Here is a 22,569-nt window from a genome sequence, read left to right on the forward strand (position 1 = left end):
AATCAACTTTCAGGAGACCTCCATGGCCGAACGCGTCAAAATCTATGAGGAAAAAAAGAAAGGCCTTCCCATTTGGGCCTGGCTCCTTCCGCTTCTACTTCTCGCACTTCTGGCCGCCTACTTCCTTACTCATCACAAGGACGAACCAGCAGCTGTTTCTGCCGTGCCCGCTCAAAGTACCCCAGTTGCTGCTTTGCCCGATCTTGGTACCGTGCACTTTGATACGGACAAGGCAACACTTACCTCTGAGGGCCAAGCGACTCTGCAGCAGGCTGCCGCAGCAATGAAGGCCAATCCAAGTGCTCATTTGAGGCTCGAAGGGTTCACAGACAGTTCGGGAACACTCCCCCACAACGCCACCCTCTCCCAACAGAGAACGATGGCGGTCGCGGACTACCTCAAAGGGCAGGGAATCGATGGTTCCCGTTTGACCGGTCAGGGCTTCGGCCCCGCCAAGCCGGTCGATACCAACGCAACGGCTTCCGGCGAAGCGGACAACCGCCGCGTCGAACTCTTTTCACAGCAGTAACACTCAACCACTCCGGCGATATCGGCCGGCTAGGAGATGCGTATGTCGAAGACAGTAGTAGGCCTTTTCAGCAGCATGTCACAGGCAGCACAGGTCAAGCAGGCTCTTGTCGTCGACGGTTATAGCTCGAGCGACATCAAGGTCGTTGCGAACGATGACTATGAAGATGTAGCGGATGGTGCTACGGCGACGGCGAACGACAAGGACTATACGGATATTGGCAGCGGCGGCGGCACCGGCATTGGTGAGAAGATCAGCCACTTCTTTCGTTCTCTGTCGGGTGGCGATGAGCATGCGCACCATCACTACGCGACGGGCGTGAACGCTGGTGGAGCGCTTCTTGCGGCCACAGTGGACGATGATAAAGCCGCCGAGGTAGCAGCGCTGCTGAAACAGCATGGTGCTCGTGACATCGAAGGCGGCGGCTCTGCTTATAAGGCTGCTGAGCCGGCATACAGTGGAGGGTCAGAAGTTGCAGCGGAAGGTACGGCGATCCCGATCATCGAGGAAGAGCTTGTTGTTGGGAAGCGCGAAGTGGATCGCGGTGGTGTGCGGATCTACTCGCATGTGGTTGAGCGTCCCGTCGAAGCGGACGTCACGCTTCGCGACGAGCAGATCAATGTGGAGCGTCGCGCGGTCAACCGGCCAGCTACGGCGGCCGATTTTGCCGCAGGTGCGGGTTCCATCATCGAGCTGAATGCCACAGGGGAAGAGGCTGTGGTCGGCAAGACGGCTCGGGTTGTCGAGGAAGTTCTCGTCGGCAAGCAGAGCACGGAGCATACCCAGGCCATCCATGATTCCGTCCGTAAGACTCAGGTGGACGTGGAGGAGGTCGAAGGCGAGACCGTCTCCAAGGATCGCTATTAGGTCGGAGGTTACCTAACCCATAGGCCGGGCATACTGTCCGGCCTATGGTGTTTGTACAGATCGGACACTATGAACCAGGTTGACCCTCATTCTTCGAAAAACGGAAACATTCTTGTTGTCTCTGGAGACCTTGATCTTCGGGAACCCTATACCGAACTCTGGATGCCGGATGGTAAGGTCATTCGTCTCCTCACAACCCAGCTGGCACCCGTGGCTCCCGACAGTTCTGCGACCGAGTCGGAGGAGAGCCCGGAATCTATCCTGATTCCGGTCGTGGAGGAGCGTCTCGATATCGAGAAACGCACCGTAACGACGGGCGCAGTGACCTTGCGTAAGGTGGTGCAGGAGTACCAGGAAAGTCTGAATGAGCCCCTTGCTGTACGTACTTTTGACATTGAACGCATCGTCCTCAATCAACCCGTAGAGTTTGCACCTCCAGTACGCCAGGAGGGCAGCACTACGATCTACCCGTTGGTTGAAGAGCAGATGATCCTGACCAAGCAGCTGGTATTGAAAGAAGAGATTCGTATCACGCAGCGAGATACGGAACGGCGAGACACACAGGTCATTACTCTTAAACGGGAGCACCTGGTCGTAGAACGTCAGCCGGTTGGTCGATCCGACCGTTCCGATTAAGGCCATCACGTCATTCTTAGGAGGAACGCTATAAACTACATCCTGATCGCAATGATGATGTTCCAGGCTGCACACCATCCGCAACACAAGGTGTATTTGCTGGATCAGGTAAGCACGACAGGAAATGTTGAAGCCTATTCCAAGGCGGCGAATGGCCGTGAAAGCGACAACCACACGGCTCCCGGCGTTATGGCAGAGCTTTCCCAGCGCTGCTCTTCCGTTCCTTTCACGGAAAATAAGCAGCAGGCGGACCTCATTGTGGAGCTTGCCTCCGGAGAAGCTCGTGTCATCAATCGGAAGGGAGCAGTGCTGTTCGTTTCCCATGCGAAGACGGTGAGCAGCAAGGCGAAAGATGTTTGCGGCTACTTGTCAGAGCATTGAGCCTTTGGCCGAACTCGCCCGACTGCACTTATTTGTTTTGCAGGATTTCCATTGACAAGCCCCTCCCCGGGGTCGGCGAGCTTTCGTTTTATAGAAGTTTGCTGAGGATCTGGGAGGCCATGCCGCTATAGCCACTTTGTGGTGGAGCCTGCTGGCCGCCATTGGTAAAGTGCGCGAGGATCATGGGGAGCACCGTAGCCATAGCCATCTTGGCGACTTCAGGCGAGACCCCGGTCCTGGCGGCGACATTTTCTATGAAGCCGGTGTTGCCCAAACCCTGCTCAATCTGACCCGGCGTTGCGGAGGATTGCTGGCCGTTTGACCAGTTTTGAATGTGGTCGGCCATACCATTGTTGCGAAGAGAGTCGATGATGCCGCCGAGTCCACCTGGATGTTGTTCGAGAGCCTGCATCATGCCACTGGCTACGTTGGCATTCGTGCCTGGGTTTGCAGCTGGACCCTGCTGGTCGGCCATACCTTCGATTGTGTCTAGTATTCCCATGAAATGACCTCTAATTTGAAATAGAAGTACCTAATGTTGACGACTTATTTAGGGCAAGATTTTCCTGCGTCAGGACGTGCGCCTTGGGCAACGGCTTCGGACTCGCTCATATAAGCGCCCTTCTTGGTCTTGCCGTAGTATCTGTCGCCGGTGCAGTGGTAGACCTTAGTCGACGTATTAACCCACACTTGGCCAGGACCGCCTCCGGCTGCGGGTTGGCTAGGCATCGCCGAAGCGCCGGACGTGGGGGCAGGGCGAGACGTGGTCGCAGAAGAGGTGGCCGCTGCCGGGCCGGTTCCGGCTGCGGGGGCTGGGCTCGACGGTGCTGAGGCTGGGCTGGTTGTGGCGTACCAGGTCTGAACGCCCTTGTGGCCGGAACAGGCACCGCTTTTCGCCTTCGCGGTGGAGTAGGTACCGTCTTTGCATTGGCCGGTAGCGCCAGCGGGAGCTTGCGCGTGAACAAGGATGCAGGAAGACATCAAGATGGCGAGAAAGGCGAGGGTGCGTTTGGTCATAGATTCCTCCATAGGGCCCGGACTTGGACTGATTCGTGGGCCGGATGCGCCATTGGATGCGCGTTGACCCTTATACCGCCGCTATCGTCGGCAAGTGTGCCGACTCCCTCCGTAAATTGATGGCGTCACAGCGTCCGGGCCAATCAGGATGATTGAACAGATAGCGCTGCGTTTCCATGATCGATAAGCCAAGATTATTGAGTTAATCAGTACTTCTCGCGGTCGAGTGGAAGGGGTCCGGCTTGGGAAGCATCTCTAGGATCTCCTGCAAACGGATAGGGCCGCTGTATAGATAGCCCTGAACGCGGTTGCATCCATAGCTTCGAAGAACGTGGACTTCCTCCTCCGTCTCAATACCCTCCGCTGACACGCTCATGCCAAGCGTCTGAGCTAATTTGATGATCGTCTCGACGATGCTCGCCGTGACAGGATCATGGCCCATCTCGCGTACAAAGGCTTGATCTATTTTCAGCGTGTCGATCGGAAACTTTCTCAGATAGTTCAACGACGAGTAGCCAGTCCCAAAATCATCGAAGGCAATCTTGACTCCTAGACTTCGAATGTCTTTAAATATCTCGCCGACACTTCCAGCATCTTTGAGAAAGACACTTTCTGTAATCTCCAACATGAGAGCATTCGCATCCATTCCGGTCTCGCTTAGAAGCGCGGAAAGACACAGAACAAAGTGCGGCTCCTCCAACTGTCGGCTGGAGACGTTGACGCTCAAGCAGAGCTTCCATTGCGAGTTTTGCTGCATGACTAGAGAGTCTTTGCAGGCTTGTCTCAACACCCACATTCCAAGTTCTACGATGAGGCCGGTCCCCTCTGCGATCGGTATGAATTCGTGAGGCGCGAGCAGGCCGCGCGTTGGATGGTTCCACCGAATGAGCGCTTCCATCCCGCCGATCGTACCGTGTTTTGTATCCACGAAGGGTTGGTAGAAGACCTCAAACTCCTCCTGCTCCAGCGCTTTTGCAAGCTCAAGCTTAATCTGGAGATCTGCAAGCGCCGCCGCATGCATCCGTTCGTCATAGACGACACACTGTCCCCCGCCCCTTCTCTTTGCAGCGTACATAGCCAGGTCGGCGTCACGCAGAACGTCTTCCGCCACAAGCGACCGTTCCTCGATAGCGCACAATCCGATACTTGCAGTCACCCGAAGCTTGGTTCCGGCAAGGATGACCGGCTCTCTGATCGCGTGGAGTAGATGCTGCGCGATTGCATGCATCTGTTTGGTATCTTCTACGTCCCCCATGAGGACGGTAAACTCGTCTCCGCCCAGCCGCGCGAGTATGTCGTGGTCACGAACCCACCTCTTGATTCTTTGGGCAATTTCTATCAGGAGCAGATCTCCCACACGGTGTCCGAGTGTGTCGTTAATCCCCTTGAAATCGTCCAGGTCGATATACAGGACGCACGCTCGATACCGTCCTCCGGCGTGCGATTGAATCAGCGTCGTCCTGAGCGAATCCATGAAATAAACTCGATTCCTCAAGCCTGTAAGGCCGTCATGGAAGGCAACACGAGTCATCTCCGCCTGAATCAGCTTGCGATCCGCAATCTCAGTACTGAGTGCCTCGTTCTGAAGCGCTATGACCCGTAATCGAGCTGCTGTTTCTTCTCTCTCTTTGCGTTCGGTGATCTCCCGCTGCACCGAGATCCAATGCGTGTACCAACCGCTCTCGCTCGCGACGGGAGTGATACTCAACTGCACCCAGAATGGCTCTCCGTCCTTGCGATAATTGATAAGCTCAATCTCGATCGGCTTCCATGCCTGGAGAGCTGCGCGTATCAGCGCCGGTGCTTCGGACCCACTCAAGGGCCCCTGTAAAAGACGGGGTGATCGGCCGAGGACCTCTTCAAGCGAATAGCCCGTCATTCGCGTGAATGCGGGATTGGCATACACAATACGCGGACCAGGTGAGTCCAAAGGTTCCGCCTCTGTAATCAGGATGGCATCATTTGCATGGACTACGACCGACTCGAATAATCGGTGTGATTGGTCGAGATCGTTGATGATCGCTATCGGAGCCATGCGCACCGCCAAGTTTTGAACTTACAAGGTACGTCTACTGGTCCATTTTGGATCGCACAGACAGGTTCATTCAACACCTCATTCCACAAAATAATGGCGAAGAGTGCCAGCTCCGCTGGTCCATACAGATTTGCGCGGAACGGAATCGGCGATCAGTGCCGATGCGAGGGATTGATACAAACAACGATTACCTTCCATCGTGTCTTCACTGATCGATTCGGCTGATGTGAAGTGGCTTTCGTCCTCGAAGTAATAAACATGACGATGTCCTACTCTGCAGCGGTAAACTCCTGTCGCAAGCGAAGCATGAAGAAGGATCGGACGGGTTGTCTCGAAAGTCCCAAAAGCTACGTTCACGCCGCATGTTCTGCATTTGATTCCCCAATACGAAAGCGTAGGTGCCATCATTAAAAATTACTCTATGGTAACCAAAGGTAATGTTGCGAAGAAGACATAACCATAAACATCTCGCTGATCTCTCTCTTACAGGCTCGAATATGCGGTCCAAGGAATTCCCGTCCATTGCGGCTGAAGGTAGAGGATACTTCGCTGCGTTCTCCGGCGTCAGGAACGGGTGCCAATGACATAGGTGTAGAAGTTTGGCGAATTCAAAGTGGATCTGTGTCCAAAATGCCACGCCTGAACTTCTCGCATTTTGCGTAAGTGGTGCGTCAGAAGCTTCCAGACAAGAGCCAGGGCGATGTGATCATGCAGGTTGCGTCCCACGCCGGGCAGGTGCTGCTGAACCTTGATGCCGAATGTTCTTAGTTCATCCTCGTCGCTGATCCCAGACTGCATCAGCAACGATATCCATCCCATTTTTGGCCTTGACACCCCTGATGGGCCAGACCATGACATTTCTAACGAGCCGCTACACGTCGACGATACATAAGACGCATTTATCGGCCTTAAGTTCCTTGGAATGAACAGAATGCATATCAGGCGAAGCTGTAAAAAACATCGGCGACAGAGGAGATCGTGAGAATCTGTGAGTAGCGGGCCATTGCGCTTGACTTCAGGCTAGAGGTGGCTGGAAAGGTTGTTAAAGGCATCTCACGACCCAGGAGGGTTCGTTTTTTGCCTCAGAAATTGCCAGAACCCTTCGTTGATAGTGGTCTCTCGGAAGCAGCTTTTTCGAGAACCCAGATTGGTATCAGCATCGCAAACCCGATCAACCGTCGCCTGGTCGAAGGTGTGGCTGCTCAACTGGGGCTTGTGCCTCTTTTTCTCGAAGAAGCGGATTTAGTCCAGCCCGAACGTATTGTTGGGGTGGAACTGCTAGTCGCCGACGAATCCCGTGCCTTGCGGTTTCTGCAAGCATTGGGGCTTCCAGAAGGTCCACGAGAAGACATCCGGCCAGCAGTCGTGGCTGCCGTTGCAGTCACCAACAACAACGTTCCCATTCTTCCGGATCGGGATCACGAACGCCCGTTTGACGGCTTGCTGGCGTTGCCGCAGCAGCCCGCCATGGTGCTCGCCCATCTCAGCGTCATCCTCTATGCTCACCGCGCTTACATGCACCGTTTTGAATCAGCTTTGGAAGAACTGCAGCTGAATCGACGGATTTTCCGATCTGTAACGAGCGGCATCGTTGTTGCGAGTGCTACGGAGCCAGACTATCCAGTTGTTTACGTAAACCCGGCTTTCGAGGTGGCAACTGGCTACAGTCTTGAGGAAGCTGTAGGAAAGAACTGCAGGTTTCTGCAAAGTCATTCTAAAGATCAACCTGGCTTAACGCTGCTCCGCGATGCAATTAAAGAAAAGCGCGAGACGCTGGCTATTGTGAGAAATTGGCGGAAAGATGGTTCGGAGTTCTGGAATGAGCTTTCTCTGTCACCCATCAAGAACGTCGCCGGTGAAGTGACCCATTTTGTAAGTATTCAAAATGACGTCACAAGCCGCATCGTTTTTGAGGAAGCGTTGAGGGAAAGTGAGAAGCTGGCCGGTGCTGGGCGGCTCGCAGCGTCAATCGCACATGAGATCAACAACCCTCTCGAAGCAATTACGAACCTGCTCTATCTCATGCGCGGGAAGTGCGACCCCGAGGCTGAAGGCTATCTCGGCACCGCAGAGAAAGAGCTTCAGGCGGTCGCGCATATCACGGCCCGATCGCTTAGTTTCTATCGACAATCAACAAATGCCACTGCAGTTCGTCCAGTCGATCTCATCTCATCTGTGGTCGATCTTTACGAAGGCAAGTTCGCACAACGCGGCATCGTTGTTACCCGTAGAGACAGCATGTCCGACTCCATCGTTTGTCTCGAAAGCGAGATCCGGCAGGTCATGAGCAACCTTGTCCGCAATGCAATTGATGCAATGTCTGCAAATGGTGGGAGGCTGCTCGTCCGCACGCGAGAAGCGACACAATGGCGATCTGGCGCAAAGGGCATTGTCATCACTATTGCCGATACTGGAACTGGAATCAGCCCTGAAAGCACGCGAAAGATCTTCAAAGCGTTTTACTCAACCAAGGGAGTCGCGGGGACGGGCTTGGGGCTCTGGGTCAGCAAGGAAATCGTAGACCGGCATCATGGCCAAATACTAGTGCGGAGCCGTACGACGCCAGGATCAAGCGGTACAGCTTTCGCGCTGTTCTTGCCTTATCAGACGATGGTCAGCTAAACCGTAAAAGTCTCGGTCACTAGAGCGACACAGTACGAGCAATCGATAAAGTAGCTGCATTTTCATGCTGTTAGGACAAGACTTCACAGTGTGAACGACAGGTGCTGGGTCTGTCTCGCGGAAGAGCGACCAGCACTGCAATGTGATTTATCAAGGACAGATGGACAACCGGTCCGTTCCTCGTGGTAGTCGGTCTGGCACTTCAGAAGTAGTTCGCCATATTCCGTCTCTCAGTCGTCAGGGGTACTCAAAGCATTAGTGAATCGAAACGTAATCCTATGACACTGATTGTCGAAGACCCAGCCATCGAAGTTCTCATCGAGTGAACGAGGTTTATTGACTCGGCGACGATTCAAGGCTTACGCTTTTCTTCCCAGAGTTTGTGAGTTGCGGAAAAGCCTAGATCCTCTCAGCTAGTCCGATTCTTGGCAGTGGCATTCTTCCAAATCGGGTTGGACTTCTTCTGCTTGAGAGAAGGTGGCGTACAGAAGGGAGTCTGAATAAACTGCGCACTTGCCATCGTCGAACGTGATGATTACGCCGCTTCTCAGCCTCTGCGCTTCAATGACATGCGGAGTGAGGAGGGATTCCATGCTTTATACATATCTGAAAACCGCCGTTTTTACAGTCATGTGCAGGACAGAGTGTTGAAGATCAGACACCACCTCTGTGGACCTTTGTCGCCTGGCAGACTAAAAAGCGTAGTATTTGACTAGATTAAGCCAGACAAACGGGATGCTTTCATTCCACGCCGTCTTTGGTGCTCAGGGCGGACGATTCATGTTCCGCAGAACGCGGGACCCATGACGTATGCACCTTTTAAGAATCTTTTACTAAGCAAGTTCGATGCTCCACTGATCGCAAGACTCGATCTTCGGCCCATCGATCTCCCTCTCAATCGCGAGATTGAGTACCCTGGGAACCGCATCGATCACCTCTTCTTTTTGGAAGAGGGCATGGCTTCGCTGACGACAACATTCCGCGAAGGTGGTCAAGTCGAAGTCGCCCTGGCAGGCGCGGAGGCAGTTCTAGGGGCATCCGTTCTGATGGGCACCAAGCTCAGCTTGAACCGTGTCTCCATGAGGGTAGCGGGCCATGGATTCTCTGTGCGCACGGCGGTGGCAGCCTTAGAGTTCAAACGGTGTCAGATGTTTCAAGACCTCACACTGCGATACCTGCAAGCTCAATTTGTCCAGACAGCGCAGACTGCTGGATGTAACGCACGCCATCCGCTTGACCAGCGTCTCGCGCGTTGGCTACTCCTCTGTGCGGATCGAAACAGGGGCCGAAATCTACCACTCTCGCATGCTTGTCTCGCCGACATGCTGGGTGCCAGTAGAGCTACGGTTACGGTGGCAGCAGGGCTCCTTAGAGCGCAGGGGCTGATTGAGTACACCCGTGGCAAAATCCATCTCCTGGATATTCAGGGGCTGGAAGATCAGGCTTGCGAGTGTTATGGGGCGGTGCGGGATCATCTGGCAAATCTTGCGGAGTATGACGCCGGAACCGCCTGCAGTCCGATGGGTACCGATTTATCCCTATTTAACTAATGGGATGAGGTCGAGATAAGCTCGGTATGTTTGGCAGACGACACTCCGTCGAAACACTAGGCTATATAGTTAGCTACTGTCTGATTGTTTCGACAAGCTGTGAGTTGCCCACGATACACAAATAAATGTGGACCGTTCATTCGTTTGTAAGCCCTGTGTCTTCCACACAGAGGGACCACAACGAATGGAGAGTTCATGGCAGATCCAAGACGGAAACGCATCTTCGTGGTCGATGATGAACAACTGATTGCGACGACTTTGGCTACGATTCTCGAAAGAAGTGGCTTTTCGGCCCAATGCTTCTTCAATCCCTTGGAAGCGCTCGATGCGGCCCGATGTAATGCGCCTGACCTACTCATCTCCGACGTCATGATGCCCGAATTGTCCGGTGTCGAGTTGGCCGTTCAAATCAAAGCACTGTGGCCACTGTGCCAGATTCTCCTCTTTTCAGGGCAAGCAGGAACAGCGGATCTGCTCCAAACGGCTCGGGAACAAGGCCATGACTTTCATTTGCTCTCGAAACCGGTTCACCCAAGCGATCTTCTGAAAGAGATTCGAAGGCAAGAACCCGTATGCGTCTAGGGGACGCCTACACCAAACGTCAAAGAATTGCACCGTCCGAGTCTTAGTAGCAGGAAAACGCGTTGGCCGAGCGCATTAGGAGATGAGTACTTGGCTTGCGCTGATGGTTTCGACCCCACCGTAAAGCGGGTAAATAAGGAGAGAGCTCCTAATAACAACGCTGAGCATCTTGTACTTCTGAAACCATCGGCCTCTGTTGGCGCCCGATAGGAATGTCTCGTTGGGCGCCGGATAGAAATGTCAGTATAGGTCCTTCTCATAACTCGTCGTAGTCGATGCGGTGGGAATGTGTGAAATCGCTGCACTTGCGATTTCCAAGGACTGTAGGAAGAGAGGGAAACGGCTTTATCGTTTTCCTCGCTTTCCATCAGGCCGTCATTTCCACCGTGGGCGCGCCCGCGAGTTTTTCTTTGTAGTCTGGTCCATAAACCTGGCGCGGTCGTTTCTTGTATCCGTTCTTGTCACTGTTGGTCAGGATCTCGGGCAAGCGCTTGATATCCTGCTGCGCCTTCACCGTAGCGAGTGCATGTCGCAACCTCTTGTTCTCGACGATCGCTGTGTGACTGACACGTTGGTCTTTGCTGAAGATGCGATAGGGAAGCAGTTGACCCTTCCATCGCACCTCAAGCGGCCGATCTGCGAAGTCGTAGATCTCAACGTACTGACCTGCCAAGCCATCCGCTAGAGCGCTTCGCTCGAGGATGATCTGTCTGCGATCGTAGGCCAGGCTGAGCTGCTGGCCTACATGGCGTTGCTCACGATGGCACAGGATGTCGGCCAGGCGAGGAGCCTGCACGTTCAGCCTGCGATGCAGATCCTCAGCCTTCACCGCGGACAGTGAAAACCTCTCGTTATAGTGCTTCATGAACTCGGGCAGAAAGGCGTTGCCAGCGTCCATGTCGCAGACGTTCTCAAGCCGAAGTTCCTTCACAAGACGATCCTGGAGCGTCCGGTTGGCTCGTTCCACACGTCCCTTCGCCTGGCTTGAGTTCGCACAAAGGATCTCGATGTTCAGCTCCGCCAGAGCGCGCCCGAACTGCGTCATCCCTGAGCCGCCCTTCGCATCCGGCTTGTTGACGCGGAAGACAGTGTGCTTGTCGGAGTAAAATGCGACAGGACAGCCATGCTCGTTCACATATCCCTTGAGCGCGGCGAAGTAGGAGTCTGTGCTCTCGCTGGGAACGAAGCGGAGTTGCATCAGCTTACTCGTGGCGTCGTCGATGAAAACCAATAAGGTGCAGGGCTCGCCACGCTGCTCGAACCACCTGTGGTCGCTGCCGTCGATCTGGATCAGCTCGCCATAGCTCTCGCGTCGCAGGCGGGGCTGATGGCAGCTTCTGCGCTGCTTGCGGGACTGCCAGAGACCTTCCTCCAACATCCACGAGCGCAGCGTCTCGCGGCCAACCTGGATGTCATGCTTCGCGAGCAGAACTTCAGTCGCCAGTGTCGGTCCGAAGTCAGCGTACTTCGACTTGACGAGATCGAGCACGTACTCACGAACGCCAGCGCTCATGCTGTGGTTCGAGGACTGACCTCGACCCTTGTGGATCAGCCCGCCGCCGCCGTCCTCACGAAACCGGATCAACAGCCGGTTGACTTGGCGAGCGGTGATCGCCAGCACGACTGCGGCTGAAGCTATGGTCCGCCGGCCAGAAAGCACTTCAGTCAGAACCTCGATGCGCCGTACGTCCCGTTCGCTCATCAGCACCCATCCCATAAACATCCGTCTCCCAGGCCAGACCTAGGAGAGTACTTGGGACATTTCTATCGGGCGAGAGTAGGACATTTCTATCCGGCGCTAATAGCCTCACTATACATAAATAGAGTTATCGGACGTAAGTAGTTGATTATAAACATTTTATATCTTATCGTCAAGTGTTAGGTGGGAGCATGTTTGAACCGTCAGCTTCATACAAACTCCTGAGCTGTTCGATCTCTAAGGGGTCCCTACACCAAACGTCAAAAATCGTACGCTATCCAATTAGGACAGAACGGGCAACTGGCGTGAGCGGCGTTTATCAGTACTGTTGATGCGTCACTTTCGGAACCTGCTGATTCAGAACTCCTATCCCGCCTTGAACTTGCAAAAACGCGCGACTTACGGAAGCGCCTGTCTATGTAAGATGAGACCATCGGTAGCTCGCGGAGGATTGATGGAAATAAAGCAGACTGTGGCAGGAGTCTTATTTGTTTTCGTGTGCCTGAACGGGTGGACGCAGACTGCAAAGCGAGCGGCGGATGTAGAGGAGACGCGCGTCAGGATGACCGCGTTACGTGATGCGTTTGTGCAGTCGGTAAACAATGCCGGATTTACCTGCCCCATTGCATCACCGCCAGTGTTGGTGGAGGACGTACCTTCGTTTGGAAGCTACGATCCCGAGACGAACACCTTGCGAACCTCCGCGTGGAGCTTGCTAAAGCCAGAAGAGAGTCAGATGTTCTACCACTTCATGGGGCCGAATGCGACGGAGGCCAGCGCGAAGAAGGAGTTTGAGGATGGGGTGCATCACTGGGTGATCGTGCATGAGCTGGGACATTGGTTCCAAGCGTGCCGTGGGATTACCGAGAAGACGGCCAGGCCGTACGCGATTGAGTTTGGCGCGGACCGAATTGCGGCAGCGTACTGGAACGAACACGATCCTGAAGTTATTGCGCATCAGCGACCAGTGTTTGAGTCAATCCTGCACAATTTTCCGAACCCGGTACCCAAGAGCGCGAGCGTAGAGCCGTTCTTCAATGATCACTATCAGGAGCTTGGGCCAACGCCGGGGTACCTTTGGTTTCAGTCACGAATGTGTTTGACGGCGTTTGATGAGAAGCCAGCGCCGAGCTTCAAAAAGGTGCTAGCAGAGACGAAATAGCTCTTCTGCGACTCGTTTGTTCGGTGCTCGCAAGAGACGCCGTTTTCGGCAACCACGGCTAGTACCGCTAAGTCGCACAGGCGGAAGTTGACCGCTTCCAGCGTCGCTTGAGCTGGCTCGGCTCGCTGACTGACGTGAGCGGCGTTTAGCAGGACTAGTCTCATCAGGTGCTTACGTCGCGAGAACCGATCCTTTAGGAAATCAGCTCACGAGTCTGTACGCGCGCCAGAATGAAGCGCCCGATCAGACCACCGACCGTCGATATCAATGCGGCGGAAAATACCAGGAACCAGAAGCCATGCCGCCACGATCCGCCTGTGGCCGAAGCAGCATGAAGCATGGTCACAAACGACAGAAGAGAGCCTACGGCGAACGTACGGTCGGAAAACAACTTCCATCTGCGGAGATCCATTCCTAGAGCATGCCACAGGTTAGTAACGACAAGTCGAATTGTGGGAAGTAGATTGACCCTCGCAGTGTCGATCTCTGCGTTACGGGACGGGACTGCCGGTGATCGACTTGGGAAGGAGCAAAAACGATCCCAGCGGCAAGGATTGCGAGGCCTGACCATTCTTGCCAGTGTTGCCGAGAGACCCCAAACAACATAAGTCCGATTCCAATGAGCATGCAGCCTAGCCAGCGCTTTCCTAACGGCATAGAACCCCCCTTCAAAGATAGCCTGCCCTCAAACCCTCGACGCTGGTTGCGGTCGCTACGTGGCCGAAGACCGTCCGCATAGAGATTTACGGCCAGCCGTGGAAATGACCGGCCTCTGCAAGGCGTGGAACGGAGAAACTGTCTCCACCCTTTACACAGGTCCGTTGGAAGACGCCGATGCTGCCGGCGTCTCCCACATTACGCACCGCTGCGGCGACGGGTGTATGTATGTAATTACAGCAATACGCTTATAAGCTGAGACCGATACCGTAGCCACGCTGAATCTCTCGTTGCGGGGGCTTCTGACCCTGTTCCTGCTGGGGCGTCTTCGCCCTTTCGGCTGCCCTCTGTTGCTGAACTGCCGGGGCTGTCGTGTGAATGGAAACGTCCCGGGCGTTTGCAGGAATGCTCTTCAGGGTCCTGGCTTCTGCCGTGTCACCAGTTATGATGAACCGCTCAGCAAAAACGCGGCGGCCGCTTTCGACGGCATAGCCATGCTCGACGTGCCGGGCCTGCTTTGCCGATAACTCTATCTCTTTGCCGCTGTCCAGCCGGACCCTCAGACTGCCCTTGTCGTGGGTTTTAGTGACAGTTGCGAAGTCTCCAGCCCGGACGTTCAGCTCCTTGTCATTCCGGGCAATGCGAATGCGTTCGCCCTGAACGATGGGCTGCAGCTCCGGTCGGTAGACCCTGGAATCGTTTGTCGCTGTCTTCAGCCGTGAGGGGCTGTAGGTCACAAGGTCATCCTGGCCGGTCCTGACGACGATGAGGTTACGGCGGGAATCCACCGCTTCAACGGTAGCCTCGGTCTTGGGAAGCAGGCCATGCTTCGGGCTTGCTCGGCAGGGTGCTTTTTGCAGGTTGGTTCTTGGCGTGACCGCTGGCGAGATTGCCGACATTGGCAATCCCGATGATGCCGACGACGACACACGCTCCAATGACGAGGGGCTTCGAAGTTTTGAGCGGTGCGGTGGCCTGCGGCTGGCCCGGAACGGTCGGGTTGTGGTCGGGCGTGGAAAGATCGTTATGCTCATCGGCCATGGCTAGTTCACCCCCTGCCGCTTGAAATCAACCCGCTGCTTGCCAATGGTGAGGTAGCCCTGCAGCATGGTCTTGTCCACGGTGTAGAGGCCGTCGTTGTAGCTCCAGTTGATGAGGCTTCCCTTCCCGTCTTTCAGTTCGTAGAGGACCGGTGTTTCCTGGAACTTGCCCCGCAGATAGGTGAACTTGTCATCGCGCCAGACTTCCTGAAGTCCCAACCCGTCGGCCTTCTTGCGGTCCCATGCGTAATCAAAGTGGAGCTGGCCGGGATACTGGCTGCGATAGCTCTCGGCCTTCGCCTCTGCCTGCTTCCGCTCCGTCGCCTCCTTTGCCTCCGCCTCGGCTGCCTCGCGCTTCGCTTTGTCCAGCTCGGCGGCAGGCACGAACACGGGTAGGGTCACCAGCTTTTCCTTCCCGGCCTGATCGCCCGGCGAGATGAATACCTTGGAGTCGTAGTGAGGATCTGCGTCAGCAGAGACCTCGCGGAGCTGCAGCGTGTACTCATTTCCGCCGCATCGACCTGTATTGGTGTTTGACTGTTGAACCTCCGAAGACGGCGGCGCTCAAAAAGAAGCCGCATGAGAACGCCGGGGAGAACGCTCGGATGCTACGCAACCTGGAAAAGGCTGCAACCATCCTTGAGGAGCATCTGCGCACGGTGCTGGGCATTCGGCTTTTACCCAAAGCCGAGGCGTTCGCGTTCTTTTCCTACCTTTACAACCTGGAGCCATGGGCTGACTCTGACCGGCTGGGCAGCAACACCGGGGTGGATCGGCAGATCGTCAAGAGCCCGGTGAGCTGGCATAACGACCACTTGCAGGTAGGAAAGCGCTACGTGCAGATGTTCTCCCTCATGAACACGCCGGACACGTCCCGGCCCTGCCAGTTCTCCGGCCTCATGACACTCGACTGCGACAGCGTGCTTTGCACGAGCTGGCGGCCAAAGTCTGGAGCGGCGGCGCGGAAGGAGATTGAGAACCAGGAGAAGTTCATTAGCTTCTTCAAGGTCGGCATTCTGAATCGCGTGATGAGCGGCAAGGACACCGCTTCACTTGAAACCGGAGCCGGGGCCAAGGCCGCGCAAACAAATGTGGAGGAGCTGAGCGAGGTTATCAATTCGCTCGACAGAACGGCGCAGGGTGAATACACCATGCGTCTGCTGCTGGCAGCGAGGAGCAAGGCCGAGCTGCACGATGCGATTCCCGCCGTCCATTGCGTCTTTGTCGAAGCCCGGTGCCAGGTCATGGAGGAGACTTTAGGGAATCTGTCGTCGTTCTACACCATGTTTCCCGGCAACCAGCGCTTCAACGTCTTTCCGCTCTGGCTGGGGGAAGATCATCACGCCAGGATGTCCCTCGCGTTCGCGCCGCACATCGGCCACCCGGTCTCCGAAGACCTCGATTCCGAGTACCTGAATGTCTTCGAGACCCGCACCCGGACGCCCTTCTTCCAAGACGTGTATGTGAACGGTGTGCGCGTCATGCTGATTCTGGGGCCAACCGGATCGGGCAAGTCGATACACGGCAATAACCTGATTGCTTTCGAGCAGAAGTACGGCGGCTTTACCTACATCTTCGATATCGGCAACAGCTATGAATCTGTGGTCGAGCTGTACGGAGGCCGAATCGACAAGGTTGGGAAGGACGGTCCGCGCGTTAATCCATTCGCGCTGGAACCGAATGAGGACAACCTGCAATTCCTGCATTCGTTCGTGAAGCTTCTGCTCACCAACGGCGGTGCTGTGCTAACGCCGGAAGACGAGGATACGGTGTTCGGTGCGGTCAAAGGCGTGTATCACCTGGACCGGCACCTGCGCAGGCTGTCCGCGATCCTGTTGCCGAAGCACTTGCAGCGCTACCTCTCCAAGTGGATTGGTAGCGGACTTTACAACGCGGTGTTTGACAACGTGGAAGACAGCCTATCGCTGGGACGCCTGCAATGCTTCGACTTCCAGGGCATCACCGGCCAACACGCGGACCTTGTAGAGCCGTTGATGGTCTGGCTGCTGCGCCGGATCAATGAGGTCCTGTACGACCCCAAGAACCTCGGCGTTCCCAAGCACATCATGATTGAAGAATTGTTCTCGGCCATGAAGAACTCGCAGCTTCTCGACGCTGCTCTCGCTTCCATCAAGACCGTCCGCAAGAACCTGGGCGGTGTCACACTCATCGGTCAGAGTGCGAACGACCTGGGCGCGAATGCGGACAGCATCGTGAACTCCTGCACGTCGTTCCTGTTTCTGCCCGATGCCACCTTCAACCGGAAGTTCTACGGCGAGCTATTCAAACTCACGACCCAGCAGCTCGATCTATTCGAGTCGCTGCGGGAGAGGGAAGCGCTGTACGTGCGCCGCGACGGGCTCACCAAGGTGGTGACCCTGAATCTTGACAACCGCAGCTACGCCAAGTTTTCGACCCGCCCGAAGGACCGCGTTCGCCGGTCGAAGCTGGTCGAGAAGTATGGCCTCACCGAAGGCATCGAGCGCTTCGCGAATGGAGAACAGGCGTAATGAAGACTTCCAAGAACATCCTGACCGCGCTCCTGCTCACCGGTTCCGCTGCGGTTCCGGCCCTGAGTCAGACCGTCACGACCAAGCCTCGCATCCAGGCCAATGCGCCCCGGAGCATCGTCATTGCAGAGACCGAGGCGCCCCCCGTCATCCGCACCGGCTTACTTCAATCCACCCTGATTTTGTTGCCAGCCGAAGAGAAGGTTGCGACGGTGTTCGGAGGCGATACGTCGAGCTGGGTATTCGACGGCGGGCACGTCGCTAGCCGGTTCATCTCCATCAAGCCCAAGGTGGCGAACAGCACAACCGACGTGCATATCGTATCGGACCACGGCAAGCTGATGACGGCAAGCATGCGGAAGCCAACGAGGAAAACCGAGACCGAGACGAACACGATAGCCATCCATGCCGACAGCTCCAATCCGAGCTTGGTTCTGGAACGGTTCATCGCCTGGTTAATGGGTAACGCTTCGCCTCGTTTGGTCATGGTCTGGGTTCCTTACTGGTTGACCGACTGGCCGGTGAGAGACGAAATCCAGCCCGCACCCCAGCCGAGTACGCCAGCGCCGAACAGAGCACCGAACAGGCCGGGGATTGCATCCTGGAAACGGCCACCCATGAGGCGTATACCGGCGAAGATAAGGGACCCGAAACAGATGACAGCGCCTGCGTAGACTGCGAACGTCTGGAAGGACTGCATCAGGGTCTTCGCGGCGCTGAAGTCCATCGTTCCTTGCGCATGGGCTACGCCGGATACACCTAGGGCGAACACGATGGGAGCGGTGCTGCGAGCGAACAGCACGGCCTTTTGCTTGGCCTGCTGACGGGTGATAGTGAGGTTGCGAAGGCGGTTAAAGCGGGACTGACTCAAGGCGGTCTCCTAACAGGTAATTGGGTGGAGGTTCGTTTAGGCATGGAGCCGCGCACACGTTTTCGCGCGGGATTGCAGCCCTTTTGTTTATCGTTTTTGGGAACCAGCGCCACTGTTCGTGCGCCGAACGTCATGGTGTGTAATGTTTGTAACGAATAAGTTCGTAACATGTCAAGTGGATTTTTTATGTTGCAATCAATTCAACGAGCGAGGTACTATTCGCGTCAAGGAGACTGCCAACACACCTTATCCGTGCCAGTTAGGTACACGGGTCGCCACGTCGAAAAGATTACCTATTCCTTTCACGGAACGAAACAACTGCTATATATGAGTTGTGCCAAAATCCGTGTAGCGGAGTCGTGCGTAATTTTCTGGACGGGTTGGGCCGGTATCGACCACAGATCTAAGGAAAGTGAAGGCCGCCGCTAGTGCTAGAAGATGAAGAGTTCAGAGCGTTTTTGAAAGCGTTGGGCGCTCGTATCAGGACAATCCGCAAAGGCAAGAATTTTGACATGCGGCACATCATGATTACGTCCGGCTACTACGACGCGCAGTGGCGAAAGTATGAGGCGGGCGGCAGCCTGAATCTGCAATCGTTGCTGAAGATAGCTCTAACGCTTGAGGTTCCGTTGAATGAACTTTTCGACGGCCTGGGCCAATGGCCAGCACTCAACGTTGAAGAGATTGAGAAGCGCCGTGCTGCGAGACTAAATCTGCTGACGCCTGATGCAGAGCAGATGCAAATACTCGAAGCTAAGCAGATTCCCCCCGAAGAGCCCGCTACTAAAACGAGGGCATACCGGTCTGTAGTCAAAGGTTCTAGCGTCCTTCGAAAGACGCCTCCGAGCGCAAAGACACGATCCGCGCCTGCCAGCAATCTACTGCCGCAGCGTAAACCCGCGAAGTAAATTCTTGCGCTCCAAGGCAGAACCGTTTTGCAGCCTTCAGGCGACGTCCGGGACGGCTTCGCCTAACCCAAGTAGCCTATAGTCGCGGCAAAGCCATGAGCGAGATGGCAGCGATCTTCTTTGGAATTCCCATTCTCCATTGTGTCGGACACAAGAGTCTTGTACAGCACTCGATGCTGTGGCCAAGGACGCCCTATTTGCGGCAATTCGGGTCTCCCGAACGAGGCTAGCTGACTCCACAGCACGTCTGGCGTTCGGAACGCCAAGACATGTGCATCTGCGATCTGGATATAACCTTGTGTCATCGTTGTTCGCGCGGTGCGATGTTGGCGGAATTCCGCGAAAGCGGACCTTCCGCGTACGCTGGCTTTTTTGTGTCTGGTTCGGTCGCGCTACCTGTCGCGAAAACTTGCTCCTGACTGCTGCTCCAGCTGGACGTCCGCATGTTCCTGGATCGCTGGAGAGCAACTATCCTCATCTTGGCTGCACGACCGGCTCTACGGGCATGAGAGGTGCCTTTGCTGGCCTCCCAGGAATAGTAACGAGCCGCTTTATCGTCTTCCCCGAAGCATCTATTTAAAATTTCCACCGTCGGTCGAAGACCTACTCATGTTTTTCTCTAGAGTCTCTAGGACTCTTGTTTCTCTTGCTTCCTTATATAGGCGTACGCGGAGGGTCCTGTGTATATACGCGGAAGGTCTAGATCTAGTACGCGGAAGGTCAGCGGTCTGTACGCGGAAAGGCCACATTTCCGTACGCGGAAGGGCCTAGCAAATCTTCGGTTTTCACAGGTTTTTTGTGGATAAACTTAGGGTGTTCAGAACGGGATCGTACGCGGAAGGTCCGAAAGTGGCACCGGCGTTGCTCAGATCTCCTTCCCGGCCACCTCGGATTGTTCTTTTAGCTCTTCCCAACGTACGCGGAAGGTCCGCAAGTTCGCTCGGTGGGTCTTCATCTGTACGCGGAAGGTCCGTTTTTTCCGCCGTCATCAGAGACTTGTGGCGTACGCGGAGGGTCTGCTATCTGTACGCGGAAGGTCCACATCTGTACCTGAAGGTCTCCAAATGTGCAAGAGTTAGGCTCCGATTAGAACAAGGAGCAGTTCGATGCGGTGATTCGCACCCCCGCGGAAGGTTTCACGATGCGCGATACGCGCTGCGGACTCGATAGCAGTATTACGGGGCCATCATTCTTGGTGTTTATGGAGCGCTCCGCGGGACACGGCCAAACACAAAACAAGCATTTTCACCCATTTACGAGCGAAGGTGTACGCAGAAGGTCCACGTTGCCTAGTTGAAGGCGCTCAGCCTTCGGACCCTCTTCTTTGCAGGATCATCGGGTAATAGCGGTTGTACAGCCCTGTCGACCCAAACGCCCTCAGTGACCACATCGATTCGAATCTCGGGCCACACGATGCGCAACTGCTGAACTGCTTTCTTGACAGTTTGTTTGAAACGACGCGGATTGCTGTCATCCTGGGGAAACTGCTCTCGGAGGCCAGCCCAAGGAATCACCGTCTCACTCTGGGCACAGTAGCAGCGATACACAAAGAACGTCAGTAGATCCTGTAATTGTGGACCTCCTTTTTGACCTTGTAGTTGAAGCCAGAGCCTCTTTGGGATTGCAACGTGATGTTTTTTTATGTCTTGGAAAAAGCGTTCTTCGAGCTGTATTCCGAATGGATTCTCGATACCTGGAAGGTGTTTTTGGCCTGCGCTCTCAGCCTCAAGCTGCAGGGTCAAATTGCTTGGTAAATTCGACGAAGCTATCATCGGCAGCATGACCGTTTGGGTGCTGCCGGAGGATCGTCTCTCGATGCCTATGACCAACCCAGTAAGCCTCGCAAGTCTCGCAGCCAACTCTTTCACCCGATCGCCGTTTCTGCTCTTCCCGGTCTCCCGCAGGTAGTCGCTGGCGCTCTTGATCGTCACAAAAGCCGTATCGGAATTAATCGCTTTATCGAACAACCAGGCCATCAAGTGGCGGTCGTTACCGAACGCCATATCAATACCGTTAATTCCCGCTGTGAAGGTTACCCTCAGCGTAGAACCGTCGCTTAAACGAGCAGAACGCACCACTTGGCGTTCTGCGGTTGGACGGTAAGGAAGTGTGCAGAGAATTAGGGCTTGTGCCATCTTGATGACCTCGTCTCCCAAAGCCCCTGTGTCGCGGTCGTCGCGAAGACCGACGACGCGGTCTACACTCCGCGCAAGTGCCGCCTCTCGTTCTTTAGCGTAGTTCCGCGGTTTTTTTGCAGGAATGAGATCACTCACACGGATTATCTTTCTTGAGGCGAATCGCCACACTTATAGTTGTGCGAGTTGTACTGAAGCTACTTCAGGATCGTGTCTAACAAAATCTCAAAGCCGCGGGCCTGGGAATAATCGTTATCGTTGCACCAGGTCTGAAACCGGTTAATGTCCTGTATGTACAGCCTGAGCGTATGACTCTTGCTCGCTTTTCCGCTATTGTTTCGTTTTGCGCGTACCACGGTCGCGAGGTTATCGATGACAAATCCTCTTGCCTCTGCGGACTGGCGGACTGTGGCTTTTTCTGTGCGCGTCAGGTCCGGTTGGACTGCAACGCTGCTGGGCCGAGGGCGAGGCTGAAAGTCGTCCAAAGCTCCGGAACTCATCAACGGATTGCTATTAGTCAGGCCACTCATGCTGCACTTCCCTCCTCGCGTGCTTGTCTAAGCGTTGCTATGACTTCGTTGGCATAGTTGTCGGCATTCTCAAGTGCTGCTTCCAAACCATTTGTTTCTCGACTACTTAATTCGTCGATAGCGACTTTGAAGCGAAACATATGAGAATACGCGGTGCGTTCATGGAGGGAGGTCTGGAAGCAAGGAATCTTGAGCTGCTTGACGCTCTCGCGGATGTGCTTCTCTTCTTTCGTGGTGATGACGGGATTCGTTGCGATAAATACCACTCCGTGCGGTATGGCCCGTCGAAACAGCTTTTGCTGTGAATTGAGCAGCCCTATCGCGTTGGCTGCTACTTCAGCATCAGCAGTCTTCGCGCGCATGGGTATGGTGACTAGATCGGCTCGCGACATCGCAGCCGCAAGTTCCTGATTGGCTGATCCTTGTACGTCGATGATCACGAACTGAAACTGCGAAGAAATTTCATCAATCAAATCGGAAAGATCGAGCCCAGGCTTTGGAGAAATAACGATGTCGCTGTATTTGCTCTTGCCGCTCGCCCAACTGAGGAGCGTGCGTTGTGGGTCGGCATCAAGGATTCGGACTGAGGCACCCATCTTGGCCAAAGTTGTTCCGAGGATCAACGAACTCGTGGACTTGCCGCTGCCACCTTTAGTATTTGCGGCTACAACTACAGGCATTTAGAACTCCTCGGGCGTGTACTGTACCCAACGTGTACAAAGCTACACACCCTGTGTTGAGTTGTGTAGTGTTCAACTGTATACATGAACTTTGCGTACAGTCTATGTGTTGAACTGTCCTCAGTACTACACGCATACAAAGGAACACGTGTACTACA

The 22,569-nt window shown here is 54.9% G+C and carries 22 protein-coding genes and 1 pseudogene; 10 read left to right on the forward strand and 13 right to left on the reverse strand.

Going from position 1 to position 22,569, the window contains the following annotated elements:
* The first annotated feature begins 22 nt into the window (after positions 1-22).
* The 4 genes from OHL20_RS23560 to OHL20_RS23575 all read left to right on the forward strand — a co-directional run bounded on the left by OHL20_RS23560 (position 23) and on the right by OHL20_RS23575 (position 2,413).
* Complete coding sequence (locus OHL20_RS23560; protein ID WP_263385766.1) at positions 23-529, forward strand: OmpA family protein; 507 nt, start codon at positions 23-25, stop codon at positions 527-529.
* Between the two features lie 42 nt (positions 530-571).
* Positions 572-1,396, forward strand: a complete 825-nt coding sequence (locus tag OHL20_RS23565; protein ID WP_263385767.1) for a YsnF/AvaK domain-containing protein — start codon at positions 572-574, stop codon at positions 1,394-1,396.
* A gap of 69 nt (positions 1,397-1,465) precedes the next feature.
* Positions 1,466-2,032, forward strand: coding sequence for a YsnF/AvaK domain-containing protein (locus OHL20_RS23570; RefSeq protein ID WP_263385768.1), 567 nt, complete (start codon positions 1,466-1,468; stop codon positions 2,030-2,032).
* A gap of 51 nt (positions 2,033-2,083) precedes the next feature.
* Positions 2,084-2,413: a hypothetical protein gene (locus OHL20_RS23575; protein WP_263385769.1), complete on the forward strand. Its 330-nt coding sequence runs from the start codon at positions 2,084-2,086 to the stop codon at positions 2,411-2,413.
* Between the two features lie 88 nt (positions 2,414-2,501).
* On the opposite strand, the gene OHL20_RS23580 is transcribed toward OHL20_RS23575, so the two are convergent.
* The 4 genes from OHL20_RS23580 to OHL20_RS23595 form a co-directional block, all read right to left on the reverse strand.
* On the reverse strand, positions 2,502-2,915 hold the full coding sequence (locus OHL20_RS23580) for a YidB family protein (protein ID WP_263385770.1): 414 nt from the start codon (positions 2,913-2,915) through the stop codon (positions 2,502-2,504).
* 44 nt (positions 2,916-2,959) lie between these two features.
* A complete protein-coding gene (locus tag OHL20_RS23585) occupies positions 2,960-3,430 on the reverse strand; it encodes a DUF3761 domain-containing protein (protein WP_263385771.1) in 471 nt (156 codons plus the stop codon).
* A gap of 202 nt (positions 3,431-3,632) precedes the next feature.
* Positions 3,633-5,465, reverse strand: coding sequence for a sensor domain-containing protein (locus OHL20_RS23590; protein ID WP_263385772.1), 1,833 nt, complete (start codon positions 5,463-5,465; stop codon positions 3,633-3,635).
* A 564-nt stretch (positions 5,466-6,029) separates the two neighbouring features.
* Complete coding sequence (locus tag OHL20_RS23595; protein ID WP_263385773.1) at positions 6,030-6,263, reverse strand: GMC family oxidoreductase N-terminal domain-containing protein; 234 nt, start codon at positions 6,261-6,263, stop codon at positions 6,030-6,032.
* Positions 6,264-6,491: 228 nt separating this feature from the next.
* On the opposite strand from OHL20_RS23595, the gene OHL20_RS23600 reads away from it, so the two are divergent.
* The 3 genes from OHL20_RS23600 (at position 6,492) to OHL20_RS23610 (ending at position 10,219) form a co-directional block, all read left to right on the forward strand.
* Positions 6,492-8,087: a two-component system sensor histidine kinase NtrB gene (locus OHL20_RS23600; RefSeq protein ID WP_263385774.1), complete on the forward strand. Its 1,596-nt coding sequence runs from the start codon at positions 6,492-6,494 to the stop codon at positions 8,085-8,087.
* 803 nt (positions 8,088-8,890) lie between these two features.
* On the forward strand, positions 8,891-9,637 hold the full coding sequence (locus OHL20_RS23605; protein WP_263385775.1) for a Crp/Fnr family transcriptional regulator: 747 nt from the start codon (positions 8,891-8,893) through the stop codon (positions 9,635-9,637).
* A gap of 195 nt (positions 9,638-9,832) precedes the next feature.
* Entirely contained in the window at positions 9,833-10,219 is a 387-nt protein-coding gene (locus OHL20_RS23610; protein WP_263385776.1) for a response regulator, read from the forward strand.
* A gap of 430 nt (positions 10,220-10,649) precedes the next feature.
* On the opposite strand, the pseudogene OHL20_RS23615 reads toward OHL20_RS23610, so the two are convergent.
* Positions 10,650-11,936 (reverse strand): annotated as a pseudogene (locus OHL20_RS23615) (ISNCY family transposase); the annotation flags it as partial.
* 436 nt (positions 11,937-12,372) lie between these two features.
* Between OHL20_RS23615 and OHL20_RS23620 the strand changes: the two are divergent.
* Complete coding sequence (locus tag OHL20_RS23620; RefSeq protein WP_263385777.1) at positions 12,373-13,080, forward strand: hypothetical protein; 708 nt, start codon at positions 12,373-12,375, stop codon at positions 13,078-13,080.
* 905 nt (positions 13,081-13,985) lie between these two features.
* On the opposite strand, the gene OHL20_RS23625 is transcribed toward OHL20_RS23620, so the two are convergent.
* The 3 genes from OHL20_RS23625 to OHL20_RS23635 are packed head-to-tail and all read right to left on the reverse strand — an operon-like array spanning position 13,986 to position 15,272.
* Positions 13,986-14,525 carry a hypothetical protein gene (locus OHL20_RS23625; RefSeq protein WP_263385778.1) on the reverse strand — a complete coding sequence of 180 codons (540 nt, stop codon included), beginning with the start codon at positions 14,523-14,525 and terminating at the stop codon, positions 13,986-13,988.
* A gap of 4 nt (positions 14,526-14,529) precedes the next feature.
* Positions 14,530-14,778, reverse strand: a complete 249-nt coding sequence (locus tag OHL20_RS23630; RefSeq protein WP_263385779.1) for a hypothetical protein — start codon at positions 14,776-14,778, stop codon at positions 14,530-14,532.
* A gap of 2 nt (positions 14,779-14,780) precedes the next feature.
* Positions 14,781-15,272: a TrbG/VirB9 family P-type conjugative transfer protein gene (locus tag OHL20_RS23635; protein ID WP_317891007.1), complete on the reverse strand. Its 492-nt coding sequence runs from the start codon at positions 15,270-15,272 to the stop codon at positions 14,781-14,783.
* A 38-nt stretch (positions 15,273-15,310) separates the two neighbouring features.
* Here OHL20_RS23635 and OHL20_RS23640 point away from each other — a divergent pair, with 38 nt between their 5' ends.
* A complete protein-coding gene (locus OHL20_RS23640; protein WP_396272862.1) occupies positions 15,311-17,287 on the forward strand; it encodes a VirB4 family type IV secretion system protein in 1,977 nt (658 codons plus the stop codon).
* A 166-nt stretch (positions 17,288-17,453) separates the two neighbouring features.
* On the opposite strand, the gene OHL20_RS23645 is transcribed toward OHL20_RS23640, so the two are convergent.
* Both OHL20_RS23645 and OHL20_RS23650 read right to left on the reverse strand, forming a co-directional pair.
* Entirely contained in the window at positions 17,454-17,774 is a 321-nt protein-coding gene (locus tag OHL20_RS23645) for a VirB3 family type IV secretion system protein (RefSeq protein WP_263385780.1), read from the reverse strand.
* Between the two features lie 12 nt (positions 17,775-17,786).
* On the reverse strand, positions 17,787-18,089 hold the full coding sequence (locus OHL20_RS23650; protein ID WP_263385827.1) for a hypothetical protein: 303 nt from the start codon (positions 18,087-18,089) through the stop codon (positions 17,787-17,789).
* 581 nt (positions 18,090-18,670) lie between these two features.
* Here OHL20_RS23650 and OHL20_RS23655 point away from each other — a divergent pair.
* Positions 18,671-19,066, forward strand: a complete 396-nt coding sequence (locus OHL20_RS23655) for a hypothetical protein (protein ID WP_263385781.1) — start codon at positions 18,671-18,673, stop codon at positions 19,064-19,066.
* 1,289 nt (positions 19,067-20,355) lie between these two features.
* Here OHL20_RS23655 and OHL20_RS23660 read toward each other — a convergent pair.
* Genes OHL20_RS23660 through OHL20_RS23670 form a run of 3 tightly spaced genes read right to left on the reverse strand, consistent with a single transcriptional unit; the run spans position 20,356 to position 22,411 of the window.
* Positions 20,356-21,339 (reverse strand): hypothetical protein, encoded by a 984-nt coding sequence (locus tag OHL20_RS23660; RefSeq protein ID WP_263385782.1) that lies wholly within the window; start codon positions 21,337-21,339, stop codon positions 20,356-20,358.
* A gap of 59 nt (positions 21,340-21,398) precedes the next feature.
* Positions 21,399-21,731, reverse strand: coding sequence for a hypothetical protein (locus OHL20_RS23665; RefSeq protein ID WP_263385783.1), 333 nt, complete (start codon positions 21,729-21,731; stop codon positions 21,399-21,401).
* Entirely contained in the window at positions 21,728-22,411 is a 684-nt protein-coding gene (locus tag OHL20_RS23670; protein ID WP_263385784.1) for a nucleotide-binding protein, read from the reverse strand. Before OHL20_RS23670 ends, OHL20_RS23665 begins: the two co-directional genes overlap by 4 nt.
* Between the last annotated feature and the right edge of the window lie 158 nt (positions 22,412-22,569).

Origin of the sequence: Granulicella arctica (assembly GCF_025685605.1) — a bacterium.
In the GTDB taxonomy this organism is placed as follows: Bacteria; Acidobacteriota; Terriglobia; order Terriglobales; family Acidobacteriaceae; genus Edaphobacter; species Edaphobacter arcticus.